A 19,996-nucleotide genomic window follows, 5' to 3' on the forward strand; every position below is an offset into this window, starting at 1 on the left:
GAAGCCATAAAAGATCTTGTTCATCATAGCTGTTATCAAAACAAGTTATTATTTCTCAGCCAGCCAGCGTGAAGCATCTTTTCCGTAGTAGGTAATAATCATATCTGCACCTGCGCGTTTCATGCTGAGCAGAATTTCCATGGCGACTTTCTTCTCATCAATCCAGCCTTGAATCGCAGCTGCTTTCACCATGGCATACTCTCCACTTACGTTATAAGCAACCAGCGGAAGATCGAATTGATCTTTAATCGTACGCATGACATCAAGATAGGACAGTGAAGGTTTCACCATCAACATATCCGCGCCTTCCAACACATCCGTCTCCGCTTCACGCAACGCTTCACGAGCGTTCGCCGGGTCCATCTGATACGACTTGCGATCTCCGAATTGAGGTGTGGAATCCGCAGCTTCGCGAAATGGACCATAGAATGCTGACGCATATTTTACAGAATAGGACATAATCGGAATGTGACTAAAACCATTCTCATCCAGTCCGGCGCGGATGGCTTGTACAAATCCGTCCATCATGTTGGATGGGGCAATAATATCCGCACCCGCCTTGGCTTGCGACACTGCTGTTTTCACGAGCAGATCCAGCGATTCGTCATTGAGAACATCCCCGCATATATGACCGTCGATTTCAACCGTGTGTACCATGCCACAATGACCGTGATCCGTGAATTCACACAGGCAGGTATCTGCAACAACGAGCAGCTCCGGATACCAGGATTTGATCAACTTCGTGGCTTCCTGGACAATGCCATTTTCCGCGAATCCTGACGAACCGACAGGGTCTTTGGTTTCCGGAATACCGAATAACAGCACAGCTGGAATACCGAGTTCCGCAATCTCCTTCACTTCTTCCTGTAAACGGTCCAGCGAGAAGCGGAATACGCCAGGCATGGATTTGATCTCGGATTTCACATTTTCACCATAGGTAACATAGATCGGTTGGATAAAGTCATCCACAGTCAAATGGGTCTCTCTCACCATATTGCGAATACCTGCGGATTGACGTAAACGGCGATGCCGCACTATTGGAAAACTCATACGTGTGAAACCTCCTATTCATTTGGTGGGCAAAAAGCGAAGCGCGCCGGTATCGTAACGAAATCAGCACGCTTCATCTATCGATTGCGGTTCAATTTATAGCATCAATGAGGAAATGCAGCTTCTGTAGCCGGCTTCCGTTTCCACTCACACAAAACAGAGATCAGGCTCTCAATGGTAGCTTCTTCAGCCATCAAAGTGACGTTCAACCCGGCTGCCTCAGCTGTCTTCGCTGTAACGGGTCCGATACAAGCAACCTCTACATTTTTCAATAAAGGCAAAGGGTCCTGCAATCCCATTCGTTTAAGAATGTTCATGAAATTGGTGACGGTGGATGAACTCGTGAAGGTCACCGCGTGAATGCCGCCCTCTTCAAGCAGTTTCAACAGTTCATCATCATCCTCACCAGCCAGAATGGTGTCATAGATAATCGCCTCGGTGACCTGCAGTCCCCGTTCCCTCAACTGTTCAGGCAGCCAGGAGCGCGCGAGGTCTCCATGCGGTAACAGAACCCTCTGGCCTTCCTTCAGTTCACTTTCGAACGCTTCAAGCATGCCTTCTGCCTGAAATGGTCCCTGGATGACCTCAGCAACAATGCCATATTTACGGAGAGCTTCCCCGGTGGAAGGTCCCACCGCAGCAACTCTAGCTTGATGCATGGAGCGGACATCCTTGCCCTGTTCCTGCAAATGACGAAAGAAAAATTCCACCCCGTTTACACTCGTGAAAAATACCCAGTCAAATGTATTTAACGCACCAAAGGCTTGTTTGACACTTTCTTGTGCCAACTCCCCTGATGGCATCACGGTCTCAATCACCGGGAACTCGTAAGGTTCGCCGCCCAGTTCTTCAATCCGGTTCACCAATTCACTAGCCTGACTGCGTGCCCGGGTCACCAGAATTCGTTTGCCAAACAGCGGCAGTGCTTCCGCCCATTTCAATTGTTCCCGTTGGTTTACAACATCACCGACAACAATGACAGCTGGCGGTTGAAAGTTCGCAGCGATGACTTTTGCTTCGATATCCTCAAGTGTGCCTGTGATCGTGTCCTGCTCTGCTCTGGTTCCCCAGCGGACCAATGCCACCGGTGTTTGCGACGGACGTCCATGACGGATTAATTGCTCACTAATATAACCAATTTTGGCGACACCCATCATGAACACAAGTGTGCCCGTTGCATTTGTCACTTTATCCCAGTGGATACTGCGATCAAGCTTGTCCGGACTTTCATGCCCCGTAATAATGGAGATGGATGAAGCATAGTCGCGGTGGGTCACGGGTATTCCGGCGTAAGCAGGTACACTTATGGCTGCGGTTACCCCAGGTACGATTTCATAAGGAACACCGTTTTTGCGGAGCAAATCAGCCTCTTCACCTACGCGTCCAAATATCGTCGGGTCTCCCCCTTTAAGCCGGACCACAACTTTGCCTTCAAGAGCAAGGTCCACCAGTAACTGGTTGATCTCTTCCTGCTTCATCGTGTGTCGATCCGGCCGTTTACCTACATATATCTTCACCGCGCCGGGCTTCATTTGTTTAAGCAATCTTGGACTTGCCAGCCGATCGTACACGACAGCATCCGCTTTACCGATCGTTTCCCAGCCCTTAACCGTAATCAGCTTGGCATCCCCTGGACCAGCACCTACCAAAAAGACCTTTCCCACCATCTCTTCATCCCCTAACTTCTGCCAGTATCTGCTCTGCTCCCCGTTCAATCAATCTCCAAGCCACTTCTTCACCAAGACGAACCGGATCTTTGCCTGTCATAGTTTCTTTAAGAATCAGCCCACCGTCCGGTGTACCCACCATACCTGTTAATTGTAACGCGTTTTGTCCATTCGGGGAATCTGCATCTTGCTGTGGCACCCATACGGCATGAGCTCCAATCGGAACCTGACAGCCTCCATTCAATACGCTAAGGAAGCGTCGTTCAGCCAACACAGGTAATGCCGTTTCCGGGTCATTGTACAACTGTAACAGGTGAAGCAGCTCAACATCATCTTCACGGCACTCAATGCCCAGCGCCCCCTGACCTACTGCGGGAAGACAAGCCTCCTCTGACAGATATTCCGTAATCCGATCCTGCCATCCCATTCGATACAAACCAGCCGCAGCCAAAATAATGGCATCCAAACCTTCTGTCTCCAGCTTCCGTAAACGGGAATCAATATTGCCGCGAAGAGATTCAAGTTGCAAATCCGGGCGGCATGCCTTCAATTGACTGGAACGGCGCAAGCTGCTTGTCCCGACTTTTGCACCTTCAGGCAGTTGATCGAGCGTAAGTCCTCCATTGGAAATCAAGGCATCCCGTGGGTCTGCACGACGCGGAACAGCTCCATTCGTCAATCCTTCAGGCAACTCTGAAGGCATATCCTTCATACTATGAACGGCCATGTCGATCGCGTGATCCATCATTGCCTGTTCGATCTCTTTAACAAACAGTCCCTTGCCTCCGACTTTGGACAGTGTTACGTCAAGAATCAAATCTCCTTTTGTAACGATTTTATGTACTTCAAAGTCAAATGCTAATCCTTCTCGCTCACAAATATCACGTAAGTCCTGAATGACATGACCAGTCTGAGTCAAAGCAAGTGCGCTTTGTCTGCTTCCCACTTTAATTGTCCGCATATCTACACGTCCTCCTGATTATGGGATATCCAGTCCCCAATTTGTTCTTCGGTCCAATACTGAAACTGACCTGTACGAATATGTTCCAGCACATCCATCTCGGTTAAACGACGGAGCAATTTTCCCCGCAGACTCGGAGAAGATACACGTGCCTTCACTTCCATCCTCATCTGATACAAAAAATCAATATATGTCTCGTATTCCTCTCCAAATTGCTGTTCCAGCGTGGCACGAATCTCTGCTGCAGCTACAGGGCCTGCTCCAGCAGTCGATATCGCGATACTCAGCCTGCCTCGTCTCACCACACTTGGTGTAATAAAGGTACTGTTCTCGGCCGACATGGCGTCATTGACCAGTATACCCGCTTCTTCAGCTTCACGTACAACGGATAAGTTCACTTCACTATGATCCGTTGCTGCATATACGAGAAAGGCCCCCCGCAAATCTCCATTGCGGTAGGACCGGGCTATCCATTGAATTCGGGAATCCTGATGCAATTGTTGTAATGTTGACGTAATTTCCGGGCTGATCACCGTGATCTGTGCCTCCGCATGGAGCAAACCTTTTATTTTACGTTCAGCAACACGCCCACCTCCAATTACACAGCATGACTTCCTCGATAAATCTACAAATATCGGCGTGTATCGTTCCACCCTTTCACACTCCCGTCCAACGATGAAACGCTGAATATGCATTGGATAAAAAACTAATAATGACAAAGCCATAACCGATCAGCGTCCATCTTGCCATAATGACTGTAGAGAATTGCTTCCTTCTTTTGAAGACGAAGTACCCCACATAAATAGCTATGGCAAGCCCTGTTGCTATAACTTTGAGATCCAACAGCAGACTCCAGCGTGTTTCGGCCACTATAGACAACACCGCGAGCATGACCGAAACACCAAGGAGAGGCGTACCAATCAATGTGGCCGTATCCATGTATTTACCAATTACTTCCAAACTCGGCAAACGACGGACGGTATCATTCCACTTTTTATGCTTCAGCTTGCGGTGCAGGAACAGATATAACATGGCAAACACTGCAGCAACGGTTAACGCTGCAAATCCAAGATTGGCCAATGTGATATGCATAATGAGCAGTCCATGCACGGTCTGCCAATTGTGTAATGAAATCTCTCCTGCCGTGAACCACAATCGGTTCAAAACGGTTACGGAGAACCCCACAACATTCAGCAGCAAGATAACAAATTCAGAACGCTGGACACGTGTCATTACAAGAGACATCAGTACAATGCTGAATGAAAATAGAAACAAAAAATCAAAAGTTGTATAGAATGGAAAGTGGCCTTCGATCCACATACGCAGAATGACATGCGTCACCTGCAGACCCCAAACAACAACAAGAAACCCTGTGCCTGTCCGCTTCGCCCCCACATTGCGTCGAATGCAGTCCGAGAAATAGAACAGTAGGCTCAGGGCATACATATAAATTAGAGCTTCATAGACTTGTTCAGCAAGGGTCAAGCTGCCCACCCACCTTATACGCCTGCCGGAGCATAAGCCGGCACGGGATCTTGCCGGGTATCGTTAAGATGAACGGCGGCTGGTTTGCGCAATGCCGTAGCATCGCTCTGGTTCACTTTCTCAGCGGCCCCCTCTACTGCATTCTCCAGGGCAAAAATCTGAGTAAACATGCGCAGCGCTTCATCACCGTGCTTGGTTCCTGCCATTTCCTTGATCCGGTTAATCGGATCTGTCGTCATTTGATTCACGATACTCTTGGTCAAGCGACGAATGACTTTCCGTTGATGTTCATCCAGTTCAGGCAACTTGTTGAACAGACTATCCATCGTCTCTTCATGGATGGAAGCACCTTTCTCCTGCAAGGCACGAATCACAGGACGAACACCCAGTGTTTTGAGCCATTGATAATAGTCTTCCATCTCGAGTTCAATCATTCTCTCAATCTTGGCAGCTTCCACCTTGCGCATCTCCAGGTTGCTCTCCACGATTCCTTCCAGATCATCAATATCATAGAGAAATACATTGGATAACTCACCAATCGCCGGATCAATATCCCGCGGAACGGCAATATCAATCAGGAACAGCGGGCGCGATTGGCGGCGCTTCATACTATCCCGGACAACGGTCGCATCCAGTATATAACGCTCAGCCCCTGTGGAACTGATCACAATATCAACTTCATTTAACCGATCCAAGGCCTGTTCCATCGTACAAGGAGTTCCACGGAACTTGGCTGCCAGTTCCTCGGCCCGCGCAAGTGTCCGATTCGCTACGATCACTTCGGATGCCCCATTGGCATAGAGATGCTTCACGGTAAGTTCACTCATTTTGCCGGCCCCAAGGATCAACACCTTCTTGTCTGTGAACATGCCAAAAATCCGTTTGCCCAGTTCAACGGCAGCATAACTTACAGAAACCGCACTTTCCCCAATCGAGGTTTCCGAATGTGCCCGTTTACCCAATGTAACTGCTTGTTTAAACAGCTTGTTAAACCATGTTCCGGTGGCCTTCTCTTCCTGAGCTTTGAAAAAAGCCTGTTTCACCTGCCCAAGAATCTGAGTCTCACCAATGACCATGGAGTCCAGTCCACAAATAACACGGAACAAATGGCGCATAGCCTGATCATCTTCATATATATATAAGTGTTGCGTAAATTCTTCCCGCGGAACATCAAACCATTGTTCCATGAATGTCCGAATAAAATAACCACACATGTGAAGACGGTCTACCACAACATACAACTCGGTACGGTTACATGTGGCTACGATTACACCTTCCAATACACTCTTGGTCAGCTTGAGCTGCTGCAGCGCTTCAGACAAGTCCTTTTCTGCAAATGTGAATCGTTCCCTAACCTCTACAGGCGCCGTGCGATAATTCAAACCAACGACAACGATGTGCATTGCAAGTTCACCTGCCTAATAAATTTCCAATCAAAGTGTTTTCTACATATGTTCATCCATTTATGATTGACATGGTTAATTATATCACACATCCATACGGTGACTGGGCCATTTTTATGAAATGTTTATGAAATCCCCATGTAGATCATCTTATGCATTGTTATTTATTGTAGTGTCTCACCAATCTTCACCGTTATTCGTTAATCCTTCTTTAATGATGAAGATTTTCTGAAACTTGTTATAAAACAAATAGCCATGGAATTTCCATGACTATCAAGGGTGGGGATGTTAGTTAGATGTTCCATCCCAATATGTGAACGTTATTCATGCGTTGTTATTCAACATTAGATCCACTCGATTTGTTTCATTTCTGGTGTTTCAACTTGAAATTCGCCCAATCCACGTACCAGTTTCTTTGCGTACGTTTTCTCAGGTTTTAATACGGATACCAGGTAGTCAATGGCCAGTTGTGGGTCTACCGTCTCCCCGCAAGTGTAGCAATCAATCGCTGCAAAACCTCTTTCAGGGTACGTGTGAATCGAGAGATGGCTCTCAGACAGCAGTACAAGCACTGTCGCTCCTTGTGGCTCAAACTGCTTGGATTGTACGGACATCACTGTCGCGCCACATGCCTCCGCTGCTTCAACCAGTTGAGCTTGCAAATACTCCGCACTGTTCAGTAGATCAAAGTCGACACCCCAGGCATCAACAGCAACGTGTCTTCCGAAAGTTGAATATTCCATCCTTCGGCTCCCCCTTCCTAGGAATAAAATGTTTGAAAAAATTTCATCCGCTAGGACCTACGTCATTCACTTCCCGAGGTAATAATCTCTCGCAACATATAATGTCCTGAGTGAATCCTGGTTCCTATATTCTTTTCAACGAGATTAAAAATAACATCTATTCAAATGGAATGCAACCCTTTTCCGGAAGTAAAAAAATAAAAGATTTAAACTTGCAAAGACCAAAAAATCCCCTTTTGCTGGAACCAGGCAAGTGCCATGGGTCAGAGCTTCAGGGGATGTTTACTTGCATATATCGGGTATGACGTTCACCCTTAGATCAATAAGCCTCAAGCTCAAACATCCGTTGTCGGCGGAGAGCGATTTGCTCATCAATCTGATGGAGTTGTTCAGAAGTAGAAGCATGATTTCTTGTATCTAGGAGTGAGTCAATCTCGGCGTATATCCGATTAATCTCGCGCTCAACATCCCGAGCCTGGAACAGATGCTGCAATTCAAGCAGCGTATTTTTGTATTCGTAAATGACACGGACATTCTCCCCGGTCTGCTCCACAATTTTACGGACAGTGCCATGAGCATAAACATACGTCATAGTGAACTCTTCGTAAATTCGATGAACAACGCCGTCACCCTTAAAGGCCATAAAGAGCTTCCGGACTACGTTGGTCAGATGAGGGTTTACCAGGCGGCAAGATAACTCACAGATATAAAACCCTTCAAGGCGGTCAAAAGGGAAATGAACTTCCTCTCCACTCACATCCTCTAGCACGATCTCCTGGCAACCATTCTCCAGCACCTTTACTCGATGATGAATCCGGCCGTCTTCTGTCATGTGCAAAAACTGATGCATCTGGGGTTCCGACAATTTAAAAGTGGCTTTAACGTACTCTGTGGCTAACCGCTGAGCCATACAAATCTCCTCAATTCTTTCCCGATTGTCTTGCCTTCCTGTACCTGTGGCAGTGATCTCAAAATTCTTCAGGCCGGCAAGGCCGGTATTTTGGTTACTGTTGGCACAAATGCACTTATATTCATTATACACTGTCGCCTCACTATTTCGCTCCAAACCAAAACAGGATTTCTTACGAAAATCCAGAAAATTACGGATTAATCTTGGATCTCATTAAAGATACACCTAGGTTGCTCACTTTCCTGCATTAAAACGCCGCAATCTCTCGCTTATCCGTTAATTTCGTGGCTTTCGTCAGCCTGTGCGTCTTCTTCCACAGAAGCTTCACCGATCCCGGCGTGGCGGGTAATGATCTCCCATAATTCTTCTTTACCCAACCCCTCTTCGGATGAAAAAGGTACAAACAGATCGCCAGGACGAAGATCCAAAGCTTCCTTGATCACTTTGATATGTTTGGCTCTACGCGTTTTTGGAATCTTGTCCATCTTTGTCGCTACCACAACGAGAGGCAGACCATGATGGCGAAGCCAGTCGTTCATCATCATGTCATCCTTGGATGGCTCATGTCTCATATCCACCATTTGCATGACCAACTTCAGTTCTTTCCGTTCCAGCAAATATTTCTCCATCATTTTGCCCCAGGCAAAACGCTGCTGTTTCGACACTTTGGCATAACCATATCCAGGGAAATCCACAAAATAGAGATCCTGATTGATCTTGTAATAGTTCAATTGCTGTGTCTTACCAGGGGTAGAGCTCGTCCGTGCCAGATTTTTGCGATTAATCAAACGGTTAATCAAAGATGATTTCCCCACATTTGATCTTCCCGCCAAGGCAATCTCGGGCAGGCCGTCCTCGGGGTATTGTTCAGGCCGAACGGCGCTGATAATAAATTCGGATTGATTTACTTTCATATTGTATCTGTCCTCTCTTGAACGCGTATGCTCTTAATTAAAAGCTGATGTTCGTATTATGCCATGGATTGTTCTATCATACCAAAAAAACCGTTCCAACGGACGCCAAAGCTTCCGCAGAACGGTTTACTCTTCATACGATCCCTCGTTTAACGGGCTACAGCTGTAATCCTGCCTGTTCCACAAGTGCATGTTGCAGCACCTGATCCATATGGGCCACGGGGACAAATTCCACATCTTCCTTGATGCTGTCCGGAATATCCCGCAGGTCCCGCTCGTTATCCTTGGGCAATAGTATTTTTTTGTAACCGGCCCGGTGAGCTGCCAGTGATTTTTCCTTCAGTCCGCCGATTGGTAACACACGGCCACGTAGCGTTATTTCGCCTGTCATGGCAATATCTTTGGATACATGTTTGTTCGTCAGAGCAGAGATCAACGCTGTCGCCATTGTAATCCCGGCAGATGGTCCATCCTTCGGAATAGCCCCTTCCGGAACGTGAATATGGATATCGTTCTTTTCATGGAAGTCAGACGGAATTCCCAATTGTGCAGCTTTGGAGCGGGTGTAGCTGAATGCCGCCTGAGCCGATTCCTTCATAACATCGCCCAGTTTACCAGTCAGCGTCAGCTTGCCTGTACCAGGCACAACGGTAACCTCTATCACGAGGGTATCTCCACCCACTTCAGTCCACGCCAGTCCCGTCACCGTACCAATCTGATCTTCCAGTTCGGCCATACCGTAGCGGAATTTACCTGGACCAAGGTAATCCTTCACTTCATCCGATGTGATATTAATTTGACCTTCTACACCAGATACGATGTTTTTGGCCGCTTTTCGGCATAACGAAGCCATCTGCTGTTCCAGATTCCGCACCCCGGACTCCCGTGTATATTCACGAATGACACGCAACAAGCTGTCATCCCCGATATGCAGCTGATCTTCTTTCAGACCATGGTCCTGTTTCTGCTTCGGCAGCAAATAATTCTTGGCGATTTGCAGCTTCTCCAGTTCGGTATACCCCGGAATGTTGAGCATCTCCATCCGGTCCAGAAGCGGACGCGGAATGTTATGCACCGTGTTGGCGGTTGTTATAAACATAACGTTGGATAGGTCAAACGGTAACTCCACAAAGTGGTCACTGAAAGTGTTGTTCTGCTCGGGATCAAGTACCTCAAGCAGCGCTGCGGAAGGATCCCCACGAAAGTCTGAGGCCATTTTGTCAATCTCGTCCAGCAGGAAAACCGGATTAAGTGAACCCGCCGTCTTCATGCCCTGAATGATACGGCCTGGCATTGCGCCCACATAGGTACGACGATGTCCACGAATTTCCGCTTCATCCCGCACGCCGCCAAGCGATATTCTGACAAACTCGCGGCCAAGCGATCTGGCAATGGAGCGCGCCAGTGACGTTTTGCCGACCCCTGGAGGTCCAACAAGACAGAGAATCGGCCCTTTAAGCTTTTTCACCAGCTTTTGAACAGCCAGATATTCAAGCACACGCTCTTTCGGTTTTTCCAAACCGTAATGATCTGCGTTGAGCACATCTTCTGCCTTCTGAATATCCAGATCGTCGGCTGTCATCTGCGTCCAAGGCAGTCCCAGCAGCCAATCCACATAGTTGCGGATTACCCCGCCTTCAGCAGAACTCGATGGCATTTTCTCCAGACGATCAATTTCCTTTTCAACCTTTTCCTTCACCTTGTCCGGCAGGCCAAGAGCCTCCATCTGATTTCGGAGTTCCTCAACCTCGCCTGCACGGCCCTCTTTCTCGCCCAGTTCTTTCTGAATCGCCTTCATCTGCTCGCGCAGATAGTATTCTTTCTGGGTTTTCTCCATTTGTTTCTTCACGCGCTGGCTGATTTTGCGTTCAAGCTCCAGTACTTCCCGCTCATTGTTCAGGATGTCCAGCAGCTTCTCCAGCCGTTCCCGTACATCGATCGTCTCCAAAATCTCCTGTTTGTCCTTGATCTTCAGAGACAGGTGACTTGTGATAACATCGGCCAATCGACCTGGTTCTTCGATATCAGACACAGCCGCAAGTGTCTCAGGTGTAACCTTTTTGGACAAATTAATATAATTTTCGAACTGATTCAAAACGGTACGCATTAGCGCATCCGTTTCGGGACGGCTGTTCTCCTCTTCTGGAAGCTCTTGTGCCAGCACTTCGTAATACTCTTCGTTGTCCGTATATTCAATAATTTCAGCCCGTTCCAAGCCTTCCACAAGTACACGAATCGTTCCGTTTGGAAGCTTCAGCATCTGTCTGACCTTGGCTACGGTTCCGATTCTGAAAATGTCCTCTTGTGTTGGTTCTTCAATATTTACCTCGGCTTGGGAACATAGGAGAATCAAATGTTCTTCTACCATCGCTTTTTCTAAAGCCTTGACCGATTTCTCCCGGCCCACATCGAGATGCAGTACCATACTCGGGTAGACGAGAAGTCCTCTTAAAGGCAGTAAAGGAAAACGACGACCTTTCGCTTTGCTCGGTCCCATCGCTTTCGCACCTCCAATGGCTCTCAGGTTGTAGTCATTCATTATTCTATCAAATGTTCACATAAAAAACCAATGAAGGGAAGCGCTTAGCAGCTTCCCGAATCTGTTACCTGTCCTGGACGCGGCAAGTCAGCACGCAAATAAGAAGCGGATGCAGGTGGAAAAATTTCCGGTGAAGGTGGCGCTGACTCTTCGGCAAGGTCCATTTGTTTCGCTTGCTCCTGTTCAGGTACCCAGTCAAATACTTCTCGGAACACGTCCTCAACAGTATCCACCGGGATAACTCGTAAGCCATCCAGATTATCAAAGATGGACTGCCAATTCTCTGCCGGAATAATGACCGTCTTTGCCCCTGCCTGGAATGCAGCCTCTACTTTGGCCAGTACACCGCCGATCGGCTTCACCCGGCCATGAATACTAATCTCACCCGTCATCGCTGTCTCATGATCAATAGGACGTCCCTGGATGGCTGATGTAATGGCAGTGGCCATGGCAATCCCGGCAGACGGACCATCAATTGGCGTTCCACCCGGGAAATTAACGTGTAAATCGTAGTCGTTAGGACGAATACCCATGGCTTTTAATACGGTTAACACATTTTCAACCGAGCCTTTAGCCATGCTTTTTCGCCGGAGTGTGCGCGAACCGCCTCCAATCTCTTCTTCATCCACAACGCCCGTAATGTTGATTCGGCCCTGATCCCGAAGAGCCGGAACAGCAGATACTTCAATCTCCAAAATGGTACCCATATTCGGTCCATATACAGCCAAGCCATTGACAAAACCAATTTGTGGCCGCTGAGGCACCTTGCGATCTGGCCGAGGCTGAATCTGGCTGCTGCCAGCCACCCACTCCACATCGGACGCCTGCAGTGTTTCCCTTTTTTCGGTCAAGGCCAGCCCTGCAGCGAGCTGAATAATGTTCACCGCTTCACGCCCATTGGTTGCATATCGCTTGACCACATCGACAGCCTCCGGGCATGGACTGAATCCGATTTTCTGCACGGCATCTTCCGCTATTCGCCCGATCTCTTCAGGCAACAATGGACGGAAATAGACCTCCATGCACCGCGACCGCAAAGCTGGAGGCAGTTCATGGGGCGAACGTGTCGTCGCTCCGACAAGGCGAAAATCGGCTGGCAGACCATTTTGAAAAATATCGTGGATATAAGCAGGAGTATGCGTGTCTTCCGAGTTATAGTACGCACTCTCCAAAAACACCTTGCGATCCTCCAACACTTTAAGCAGCTTATTCATCTGGATGGAATGCAATTCACCAATCTCATCAATAAAAAGCATACCTCCGTGTGCCTTCGTAACAGCACCAGGTTTCGGTTGAGGAATGCCTGCTACACCCATCGCTCCTGCTCCCTGATAGATTGGATCATGAACTGAACCAATCAAAGGGTCAGCAATCCCCCGTTCATCAAAACGGGCCGTTGTGGCGTCAAGTTCCGTAAATTTGGCATCGGGCTTGAAGGGAGAGGATGGATTCTTTTTAGCTTCTTCCAAAACCACCCTTGCAGCAGCTGTTTTCCCCACTCCTGGGGGGCCATATATAATGACATGCTGTGGATTAGCACTGCATAGCGCAGCTTTAAGGGCCCGGAGTCCGTCCTTTTGCCCCACAATGTCATTAATCGTTGCTGGACGTGTCTTCTCGGCCAAGGGTTTGGTGAGTGAGATGGAGCGCAACTTCCGCAGTTTCTCCAGCTCCTTGCGGGATTCCCGCTCAACGGCACTGCGATTTGTTTTCTGGCCACGAAGCAAATTCCAGAAATACAAACCAATCACTACACCAAAAAATAACTGAATCATCATTATGACCATACCAAATTCCATGTCTCCACATCCTCCTGTTCTGTCCCTATCTCATAAGAGATCATGCTAATACTTGGTAGTATAGCCTTTTCACCGAGACGTAAACGGGTGTACGGCAATTTGTATGTCAGAGAATGCAAAACAGCCCGTCATTGCTGACGGGCTGTTGCAGGAACATATATAAACGAATCAGTGCGAGCGACCTGGAATAACCCCTGTCGTTTCATAGGACTCCACGATTTTGTCGATCTCTTTTTTCAATTCCTCAACCATGATTTCTTCCGGCACTTTACGGATCATTTTACCATGACGGAATAACAAGCCTTCTCCGCGTGCACCGGCAATACCGATATCCGCTTCTTTTGCTTCGCCGGGACCGTTAACAGCGCAACCTAACACCGATACTTTGATCGGCACCTTGAGCTTGGAAATATACTCTTCCACCTCATTAGCAATGGAGAACAGATCGATATCCAAACGGCCACAGGTCGGGCAGGAAATCAGCGTAGCTGCATTGGAAATCAGCCCAAAGGTTTTGAGCAGATCACGAGCAACCTTGATTTCTTCAACCGGATCCGCACTAAGCGATATCCGCATCGTCGAACCAATGCCCATGGATAACAAGGCACCCATACCCGCAGAACTTTTGATTGTACCCGAGAACAACGTGCCCGCTTCGGTAATTCCCAGATGCAACGGATACTTGATAATCTCAGCCGCTTTGGAATAAGCCGCAATCGCCATCGGTACATCCGAGGCTTTGAGAGACACAATAATATCATGGAAATCCAATTCTTCCAGGATACCAATGTGATAAAGTGCACTTTCTACCATAGCATCAGCTGTTGGATAACCATATTTTTCGAGCAAATGGTTTTCCAGAGAACCTGCGTTTACCCCGATCCGAATCGGAATACCTTTCTCTTTACAAGCTTTGACGACTTCTTCTACTTTGGCACGTTTACCGATATTGCCTGGATTAATCCGTACTTTATCGATGCCGTTCTCAATCGCAAGAAGAGCCAGTTTATAATTAAAATGGATATCCGCTACAAGCGGAATATGGATCCGCTTCTTGATTTCCTTAATGGCTGCGGCGGCTTCCTCATTGTTTACCGTTACACGCACCAACTGGCAGCCTGCTTCTTCCAACCGCAATATCTCTGCCACGGTTGCCTCAACGTCTGCCGTTTTCGTTGTACACATGCTCTGGATGATGACCTCGTTGCTGCCACCAATCGTTAAGTTCCCCACTTTTACGGGACGTGTATCTTGTCTTAAAAACATGAGTGATTTCTCTCCCCACAACGTCAAAGCTCCACCCTGACAGAGACATGATTCGCCTTCTGCCAGGAGTGGAGAACTGACAAGTCTATATTTCAGTGTTGAAACGGAATATTCACCTTGAATTAGGCACTTTCTTCCTGCTTGTCGTCCTTCGATTGGCTCAGTTCAGGCACGACTCTCTTCTCAACGACTTCTTCTGTAATGACACAGTTCGTAACATCATCACGGGAAGGCACTTCGTACATAATCTCAAGCATAATGCCTTCGATAATGGCACGCAGTCCACGTGCACCCGTGTTACGTTTAATGGCTTCCTTCGCAATCGCAAGCAATGCGGCTGGTTCGAACACCAGATTCACATTATCCAGCTCCAGCAATTTTTGATATTGTTTGGTCAGCGCATTTTTTGGCTCGGACAGAATCCGTACCAATGTATCTTCGTCCAGCGGCTCCAACGTGGAGATGACTGGCAGACGACCTACGAACTCCGGAATCAGACCGAATTTCAACAAGTCTTCCGGCAACACCATACCCAAATATTCGCCCGGTTTCAGATCTTTTTGCTCCGTAACAGTGTTAAAGCCGATCACTTTTTTACCGATCCGGCGTTTGATCATTTGTTCCAGGCCATCAAAGGCACCGCCGCAAATGAACAGGATGTTGGTGGTATCAATCTGGATGAATTCCTGATGTGGATGCTTACGGCCACCTTGTGGTGGTACGGAAGCTACAGTTCCTTCCAGAATTTTCAAGAGCGCCTGTTGAACACCTTCACCCGATACATCACGTGTAATGGATGGGTTCTCGGATTTACGCGCTACTTTATCAATTTCATCGATATAAATAATGCCGCGTTCTGCTTTTTCCACATCATAATCAGCAGCTTGAATCAGCTTCAGCAGAATGTTCTCTACATCCTCGCCGACATAACCTGCTTCAGTCAATGAAGTTGCATCAGCAATAGCAAAAGGAACATTAAGGATTTTGGCCATCGTTTGCGCCAGCAACGTTTTACCAGAACCCGTAGGTCCTAATAGCAAAATGTTACTTTTTTGCAATTCAACGTCCTCAATCTTGCTTTGTGTGTTGATGCGCTTATAGTGATTGTAAACCGCAACTGACAAAGACTTCTTCGCCTGATCCTGTCCAATAACGTATTGGTCAAGAATGTCACGAATTTCTTTCGGTTTTGGAATATCTTTAAGGTCCAGTTCTTCGTCATGACCGAGCTCTTCCTCAACGATTTCGGTGCAAAGTTCGATACATTCATCACAAATGTAAACGCCTGGTCCAGCGACCAGCTTACGCACCTGTTCCTGAGATTTACCGCAAAAAGAGCATTTCAATTGCCCTTTCTCATCGTTAAATTTAAACATGAAACCACCCCTTTAGGAATTGATCGGTCTGCTGAGCACCTGGTCAATAATGCCGTACGTTTTGGCTTCTTCAGCACTCATGAAAAAGTCACGGTCTGTGTCCCGCTCGATTTTCTCAAGGGGTTGACCTGTACGATCGACGTATATTTGATTCAGTTTCTGACGTGTTTTAATAATCCATTCTGCGTGAATTTTGATATCCGCAGCCTGTCCCTGAACGCCGCCAAGCGGCTGATGAATCATCACTTCACTGTTCGTCAGCGCGTATCGTTTGCCAGGAGCACCGGCTGTCAGCAATAACGAGCCCATGCTTGCTGCCATACCTACGCAAATGGTCGATACATCCGGCTTGATATATTGCATCGTATCGTATATACCCATCCCTGCGGTGACAGAACCACCAGGTGAATTAATGTACAAGCTGATATCCTTCTCTGGATCGTCGGCTGCCAAAAACAAAAGCTGCGCTATGACAAGATTGGCTACATCGTCATCAATCGCACTGGTTAAAAAAATAATGCGATCCTTCAGCAAACGCGAATATATATCGTAAGACCGCTCGCCTCGATTGGTTTGTTCAACAACCATTGGCACCAGACTCATGAGACCAACCTCTTTTCTACATGTAATTAGACATAGGCTACCTGTAAAGCAAACCCAAATTCATTCTAACACGTTCCTATGACAATGTCATTTTTCACAAGTAGTGTCAAGACGAAGTGAGTTTACTTTTTAGCCTGATCATATTTAACCATGTTTTCTATGTATGTGCAAATTGGAGCATTCCTATGCCGTTTCACCTTTTTTTTATTTAAAGTGGAACCATGGGATGTTAAATATGCATAACCAAATATCGCAACGACTTACACCCATATTATCACTGAATCATCTATAAAATGGATGCCATAATTTAAAAATAAGGCACGCAATGATTCACGTGCCTTATCGTTTATTCAGCTGTTCATTACGTAACAGCTTGTCTTATTTTTCGTCAGCTTCTGCAGCAACTTCTTCAGCTGGAGCTTCAACAGCTTCAACAACTTTGCTGTTTTCAACGAGAACGTCAATCGTTTTACGCAGTTTCACTTCATCACGAAGGCTGTCCAGGGAACCATTACCTTCGAGAATGCCACGAATCTCCTCAGCAGGACGCTTGTAAGACTCAGCCATTTTTTCGAGCTCTTGATTCACTTCTTCGTCAGACACTTCGATGTTCTCCGCTTTACCAACTGCTTCAAGAACCAGGTTGTTGCGAACACGCTTGGAAGCATCTTCCTGCATTTGCGCTCTAAGGTCAGCTTGTGTTTGACCGGAGAAGCTCAGGAACATTTCCAGGTTCATCCCTTGGTTACGCAGACGGTTGTCGAAATCACGCATCATGTTTTGTACTTCGCTGTCAACCATTGCAGCAGGAATGTCCACTTCAGCATTTTCAGCCACTTTTTCTACAACAGCATTTTCTTGAGCTGCTTTGGCTTCGTCTGCTTTACGGGATTCCAATTGTGTTTTCAGATCAGCTTTGTACTCTTCAAGCGTATCGAATTCGCTGACATCTTTTGCAAACTCGTCATCCAGTTCAGGGAGCTGTTTACGTTTGATTTCATGTACTTTCACTTTGAATACCGCTTGTTTGCCAGCCAGTTCAGCTGCATGATAGCTCTCTGGGAAAGTTACTTCAACGTCTTTGAAGTCACCTGTGGACAGACCCACAACCTGCTCTTCAAATCCCGGGATGAACGTGTTGGAGCCAAGTTCCAGGGAATAACGCTCAGCTTGTCCGCCTTCAAACGGTACACCATCAACGGAACCGTCAAAGTCGATTACAGCAACATCACCGTTTTGTGCAGAACCTTCGTCGATAACAACGAGTTCAGCGTGACGCTGTTGAAGACGCTCGAGCTCTTCAGTCACTTCTGCATCCGTTACTTCATGTTTGGCTACAGCAACTTCAACGCCTTTGTAGTCACCCAGTGTAACTTCAGGTTTAACGGTTACTTTCGCTTTGAACTTGAATACTTGTCCTTTAGCGAATTGTTCGATATCTACATCAGGACGATCAACCGGGAAAATATCCGTTTGGTCGATGGCTTCTGTATAAGCTTCAGGAAGCAAAATGTCGATGGCTTCTTGATACAAGCTTTCCACACCAAAACGAGCCTCGAAAATTGGACGTGGAACTTTACCTTTACGGAATCCAGGTACGTTTGCTTGTTTAACCACTTTATTAAAAGCTTTGTCGAGTGCTGCAGTTACACGATCTGCACCCACTTCAACCTCAAGAACCCCTAGGTTCTTCTCTATCTTTTCCCAAGTTGCTTTCATTGTATACTTTCCCCTCCAAAATTCACATGTTCACGTAGGCAATCACGTACAAAATAACCATTTTAGTATAAACAAGATTAGATTCTTTTTCAAGGGGAATCCCTTGATACGGTTTGAGGAAAACGTTTCCGACTCCTATTGACCGTCCAAACCGGCTGAAACAAACTGCTTCATCGATCGATATGCCTGCTCCAGACGAAAGCGCATCGCCCCTGTCACAGCGTACATTGAGCGAGTATCTTCCTCGTCATGTGAACCTCCCAGACTGTCTGCAACGGTCATATGTAGAGCAGCTGCCCATATATCTGTCATGGAATCATTTTCTTCCAGCATGGACATATAATCACGGGTTCCGTACACCGCCATGACATATTGTATCCACAATTCCTGGGCAAAATAAAAGAGCGTAGGTTCATGAACCTCCGTCTGATCCGCTACCCGTTCAAGAATCTGAACAATCTGGAGCGGGAAATCTTCAGGTCTAAGAGGAACGGTATCTATCTCCACTTCAACCGGCTCTTCCCCACGAGTAAATGCAATAACACCCTGAACTCCACGACGGCGCAATGTCTGCAGCACACGAAACTGAAGCAAGGGATGCAATGTCTTGTCTTTGAGCCAACCAGTCAGCGAATCATCAATCTCCGGCCGATCGAGATAGGCAAGCTGCTCCAAAGCCAGCATCGTTTGTTCGGATAACGGCTCTTCCATCACAGTTCGAAGCAGTTTATCAGCATAACCATCATCCTGCTCCAGTTTGGACCGGGCATGTTGACGTGCCATGTCCTCTTCACTGATTTCCTCTTCCTCGCGCTCTTCATGGACCATCGGTGGATCTTCCCCGTAATGAGGGAAAGCCGCTTGAAGCCATTCGAGCAACGCTCGCCATTCGTCGTAATGCCGCTCTTCCTGCCCTTGGCATTGCAGTAAAAAGCGAAGCAGGTCCATCGCTTCACCGTATCGTTCGTTTTCTAGCATAACCGTCAATTGAATCTGGTAATAGTCCAGCGTCTTAGGAAACAGCACGATATTGTTGCTGTGCTCGGTTTCCGGGGTCGTGGATTCCTTAATGGGAGCACCTCCTCTGTATCCAGAATCTCCAGTCGCAATCAACCATAAATAGATGTATATTAAACGAAAATCGATCTATTTTTTGAGTTCTTCTGATATTCTAACATAACCTTAATTATAATGAAAAAAACGTTACTGCCGCCAAATATAATATACGAAAAATAATTTAAAATAAAACGGTTGATATTCATGATTATTTATGATAAAATAATTTTTGCTTGAAAAATTTCGTGTCTCAGTAGCTCAGCTGGATAGAGCAACGGCCTTCTAAGCCGTCGGTCGGGGGTTCGAATCCCTTCTGGGACGTATTAAAAAAAGCTTCCTCCGGGGAGCTTTTTTTGCGTTCCGGGGATGTGAACCCCAATGGTTCGTCGGAGCATCCGCTTCGTTAGCACTACTTCGCAGTCTCGACTGTAAGGAGAGTATCCCTTCTGGGACGTATTAAAAAAAGCTTCCTTAGGGGAGCTTTTTTTGTGTCCTGGGGATGTGA

The 19,996-nt window shown here is 47.1% G+C and carries 16 protein-coding genes and 1 tRNA gene; 1 reads left to right on the forward strand and 16 read right to left on the reverse strand.

Annotation, left to right across the window (positions count from 1 at the left end; translation table 11 throughout):
- Positions 1-48 precede the first annotated feature (48 nt).
- From hemB to ACFTRD_RS26705, 16 genes are all read right to left on the reverse strand, one after another.
- On the reverse strand, positions 49-1,050 hold the full coding sequence (gene hemB, locus ACFTRD_RS26630; RefSeq protein WP_379385316.1) for a porphobilinogen synthase: 1,002 nt from the start codon (positions 1,048-1,050) through the stop codon (positions 49-51).
- Positions 1,051-1,154: 104 nt separating this feature from the next.
- The gene (cobA, locus tag ACFTRD_RS26635) at positions 1,155-2,717 is read right to left on the reverse strand and encodes a uroporphyrinogen-III C-methyltransferase (RefSeq protein ID WP_379385318.1); all 1,563 of its coding nucleotides are present in this window, start codon (positions 2,715-2,717) and stop codon (positions 1,155-1,157) included.
- A 4-nt stretch (positions 2,718-2,721) separates the two neighbouring features.
- Positions 2,722-3,678 carry a hydroxymethylbilane synthase gene (hemC, locus tag ACFTRD_RS26640; protein WP_379385320.1) on the reverse strand — a complete coding sequence of 319 codons (957 nt, stop codon included), beginning with the start codon at positions 3,676-3,678 and terminating at the stop codon, positions 2,722-2,724.
- Between the two features lie 2 nt (positions 3,679-3,680).
- Entirely contained in the window at positions 3,681-4,331 is a 651-nt protein-coding gene (locus ACFTRD_RS26645) for a precorrin-2 dehydrogenase/sirohydrochlorin ferrochelatase family protein (RefSeq protein WP_379385322.1), read from the reverse strand.
- Positions 4,332-4,335: 4 nt separating this feature from the next.
- A complete protein-coding gene (gene ccsA / locus ACFTRD_RS26650) occupies positions 4,336-5,163 on the reverse strand; it encodes a cytochrome c biogenesis protein CcsA (protein WP_379385324.1) in 828 nt (275 codons plus the stop codon).
- A 14-nt stretch (positions 5,164-5,177) separates the two neighbouring features.
- Positions 5,178-6,566: a glutamyl-tRNA reductase gene (hemA, locus tag ACFTRD_RS26655; protein ID WP_379385326.1), complete on the reverse strand. Its 1,389-nt coding sequence runs from the start codon at positions 6,564-6,566 to the stop codon at positions 5,178-5,180.
- Positions 6,567-6,910: 344 nt separating this feature from the next.
- Positions 6,911-7,309 carry an adenosylmethionine decarboxylase gene (speD, locus tag ACFTRD_RS26660; protein ID WP_192270310.1) on the reverse strand — a complete coding sequence of 133 codons (399 nt, stop codon included), beginning with the start codon at positions 7,307-7,309 and terminating at the stop codon, positions 6,911-6,913.
- A gap of 319 nt (positions 7,310-7,628) precedes the next feature.
- Complete coding sequence (locus ACFTRD_RS26665) at positions 7,629-8,219, reverse strand: non-ribosomal peptide synthetase module (protein ID WP_379385329.1); 591 nt, start codon at positions 8,217-8,219, stop codon at positions 7,629-7,631.
- A gap of 269 nt (positions 8,220-8,488) precedes the next feature.
- The gene (yihA, locus tag ACFTRD_RS26670) at positions 8,489-9,133 is read right to left on the reverse strand and encodes a ribosome biogenesis GTP-binding protein YihA/YsxC (protein ID WP_379385331.1); all 645 of its coding nucleotides are present in this window, start codon (positions 9,131-9,133) and stop codon (positions 8,489-8,491) included.
- 157 nt (positions 9,134-9,290) lie between these two features.
- Positions 9,291-11,630, reverse strand: a complete 2,340-nt coding sequence (gene lon / locus ACFTRD_RS26675; RefSeq protein ID WP_379385333.1) for an endopeptidase La — start codon at positions 11,628-11,630, stop codon at positions 9,291-9,293.
- An 86-nt stretch (positions 11,631-11,716) separates the two neighbouring features.
- Positions 11,717-13,471 carry an ATP-dependent protease LonB gene (gene lonB, locus ACFTRD_RS26680; protein ID WP_379385335.1) on the reverse strand — a complete coding sequence of 585 codons (1,755 nt, stop codon included), beginning with the start codon at positions 13,469-13,471 and terminating at the stop codon, positions 11,717-11,719.
- A 168-nt stretch (positions 13,472-13,639) separates the two neighbouring features.
- Positions 13,640-14,737, reverse strand: coding sequence for a flavodoxin-dependent (E)-4-hydroxy-3-methylbut-2-enyl-diphosphate synthase (ispG, locus tag ACFTRD_RS26685; protein ID WP_379385337.1), 1,098 nt, complete (start codon positions 14,735-14,737; stop codon positions 13,640-13,642).
- 122 nt (positions 14,738-14,859) lie between these two features.
- Entirely contained in the window at positions 14,860-16,113 is a 1,254-nt protein-coding gene (gene clpX / locus ACFTRD_RS26690) for an ATP-dependent protease ATP-binding subunit ClpX (protein ID WP_192270320.1), read from the reverse strand.
- A gap of 12 nt (positions 16,114-16,125) precedes the next feature.
- Positions 16,126-16,716, reverse strand: a complete 591-nt coding sequence (gene clpP / locus ACFTRD_RS26695; protein ID WP_024633993.1) for an ATP-dependent Clp endopeptidase proteolytic subunit ClpP — start codon at positions 16,714-16,716, stop codon at positions 16,126-16,128.
- Positions 16,717-17,094: 378 nt separating this feature from the next.
- The gene (gene tig / locus ACFTRD_RS26700; RefSeq protein ID WP_379385340.1) at positions 17,095-18,435 is read right to left on the reverse strand and encodes a trigger factor; all 1,341 of its coding nucleotides are present in this window, start codon (positions 18,433-18,435) and stop codon (positions 17,095-17,097) included.
- Between the two features lie 135 nt (positions 18,436-18,570).
- Positions 18,571-19,413, reverse strand: a complete 843-nt coding sequence (locus ACFTRD_RS26705; protein WP_379385721.1) for a hypothetical protein — start codon at positions 19,411-19,413, stop codon at positions 18,571-18,573.
- 325 nt (positions 19,414-19,738) lie between these two features.
- On the opposite strand from ACFTRD_RS26705, the gene ACFTRD_RS26710 reads away from it, so the two are divergent.
- Positions 19,739-19,812, forward strand: a tRNA-Arg gene (locus tag ACFTRD_RS26710).
- Positions 19,813-19,996 lie beyond the last annotated feature (184 nt).

The sequence above is a fragment of the Paenibacillus sp. NPDC056933 genome, assembly GCF_042674385.1.
In the GTDB taxonomy this organism is placed as follows: Bacteria; Bacillota; Bacilli; order Paenibacillales; family Paenibacillaceae; genus Paenibacillus.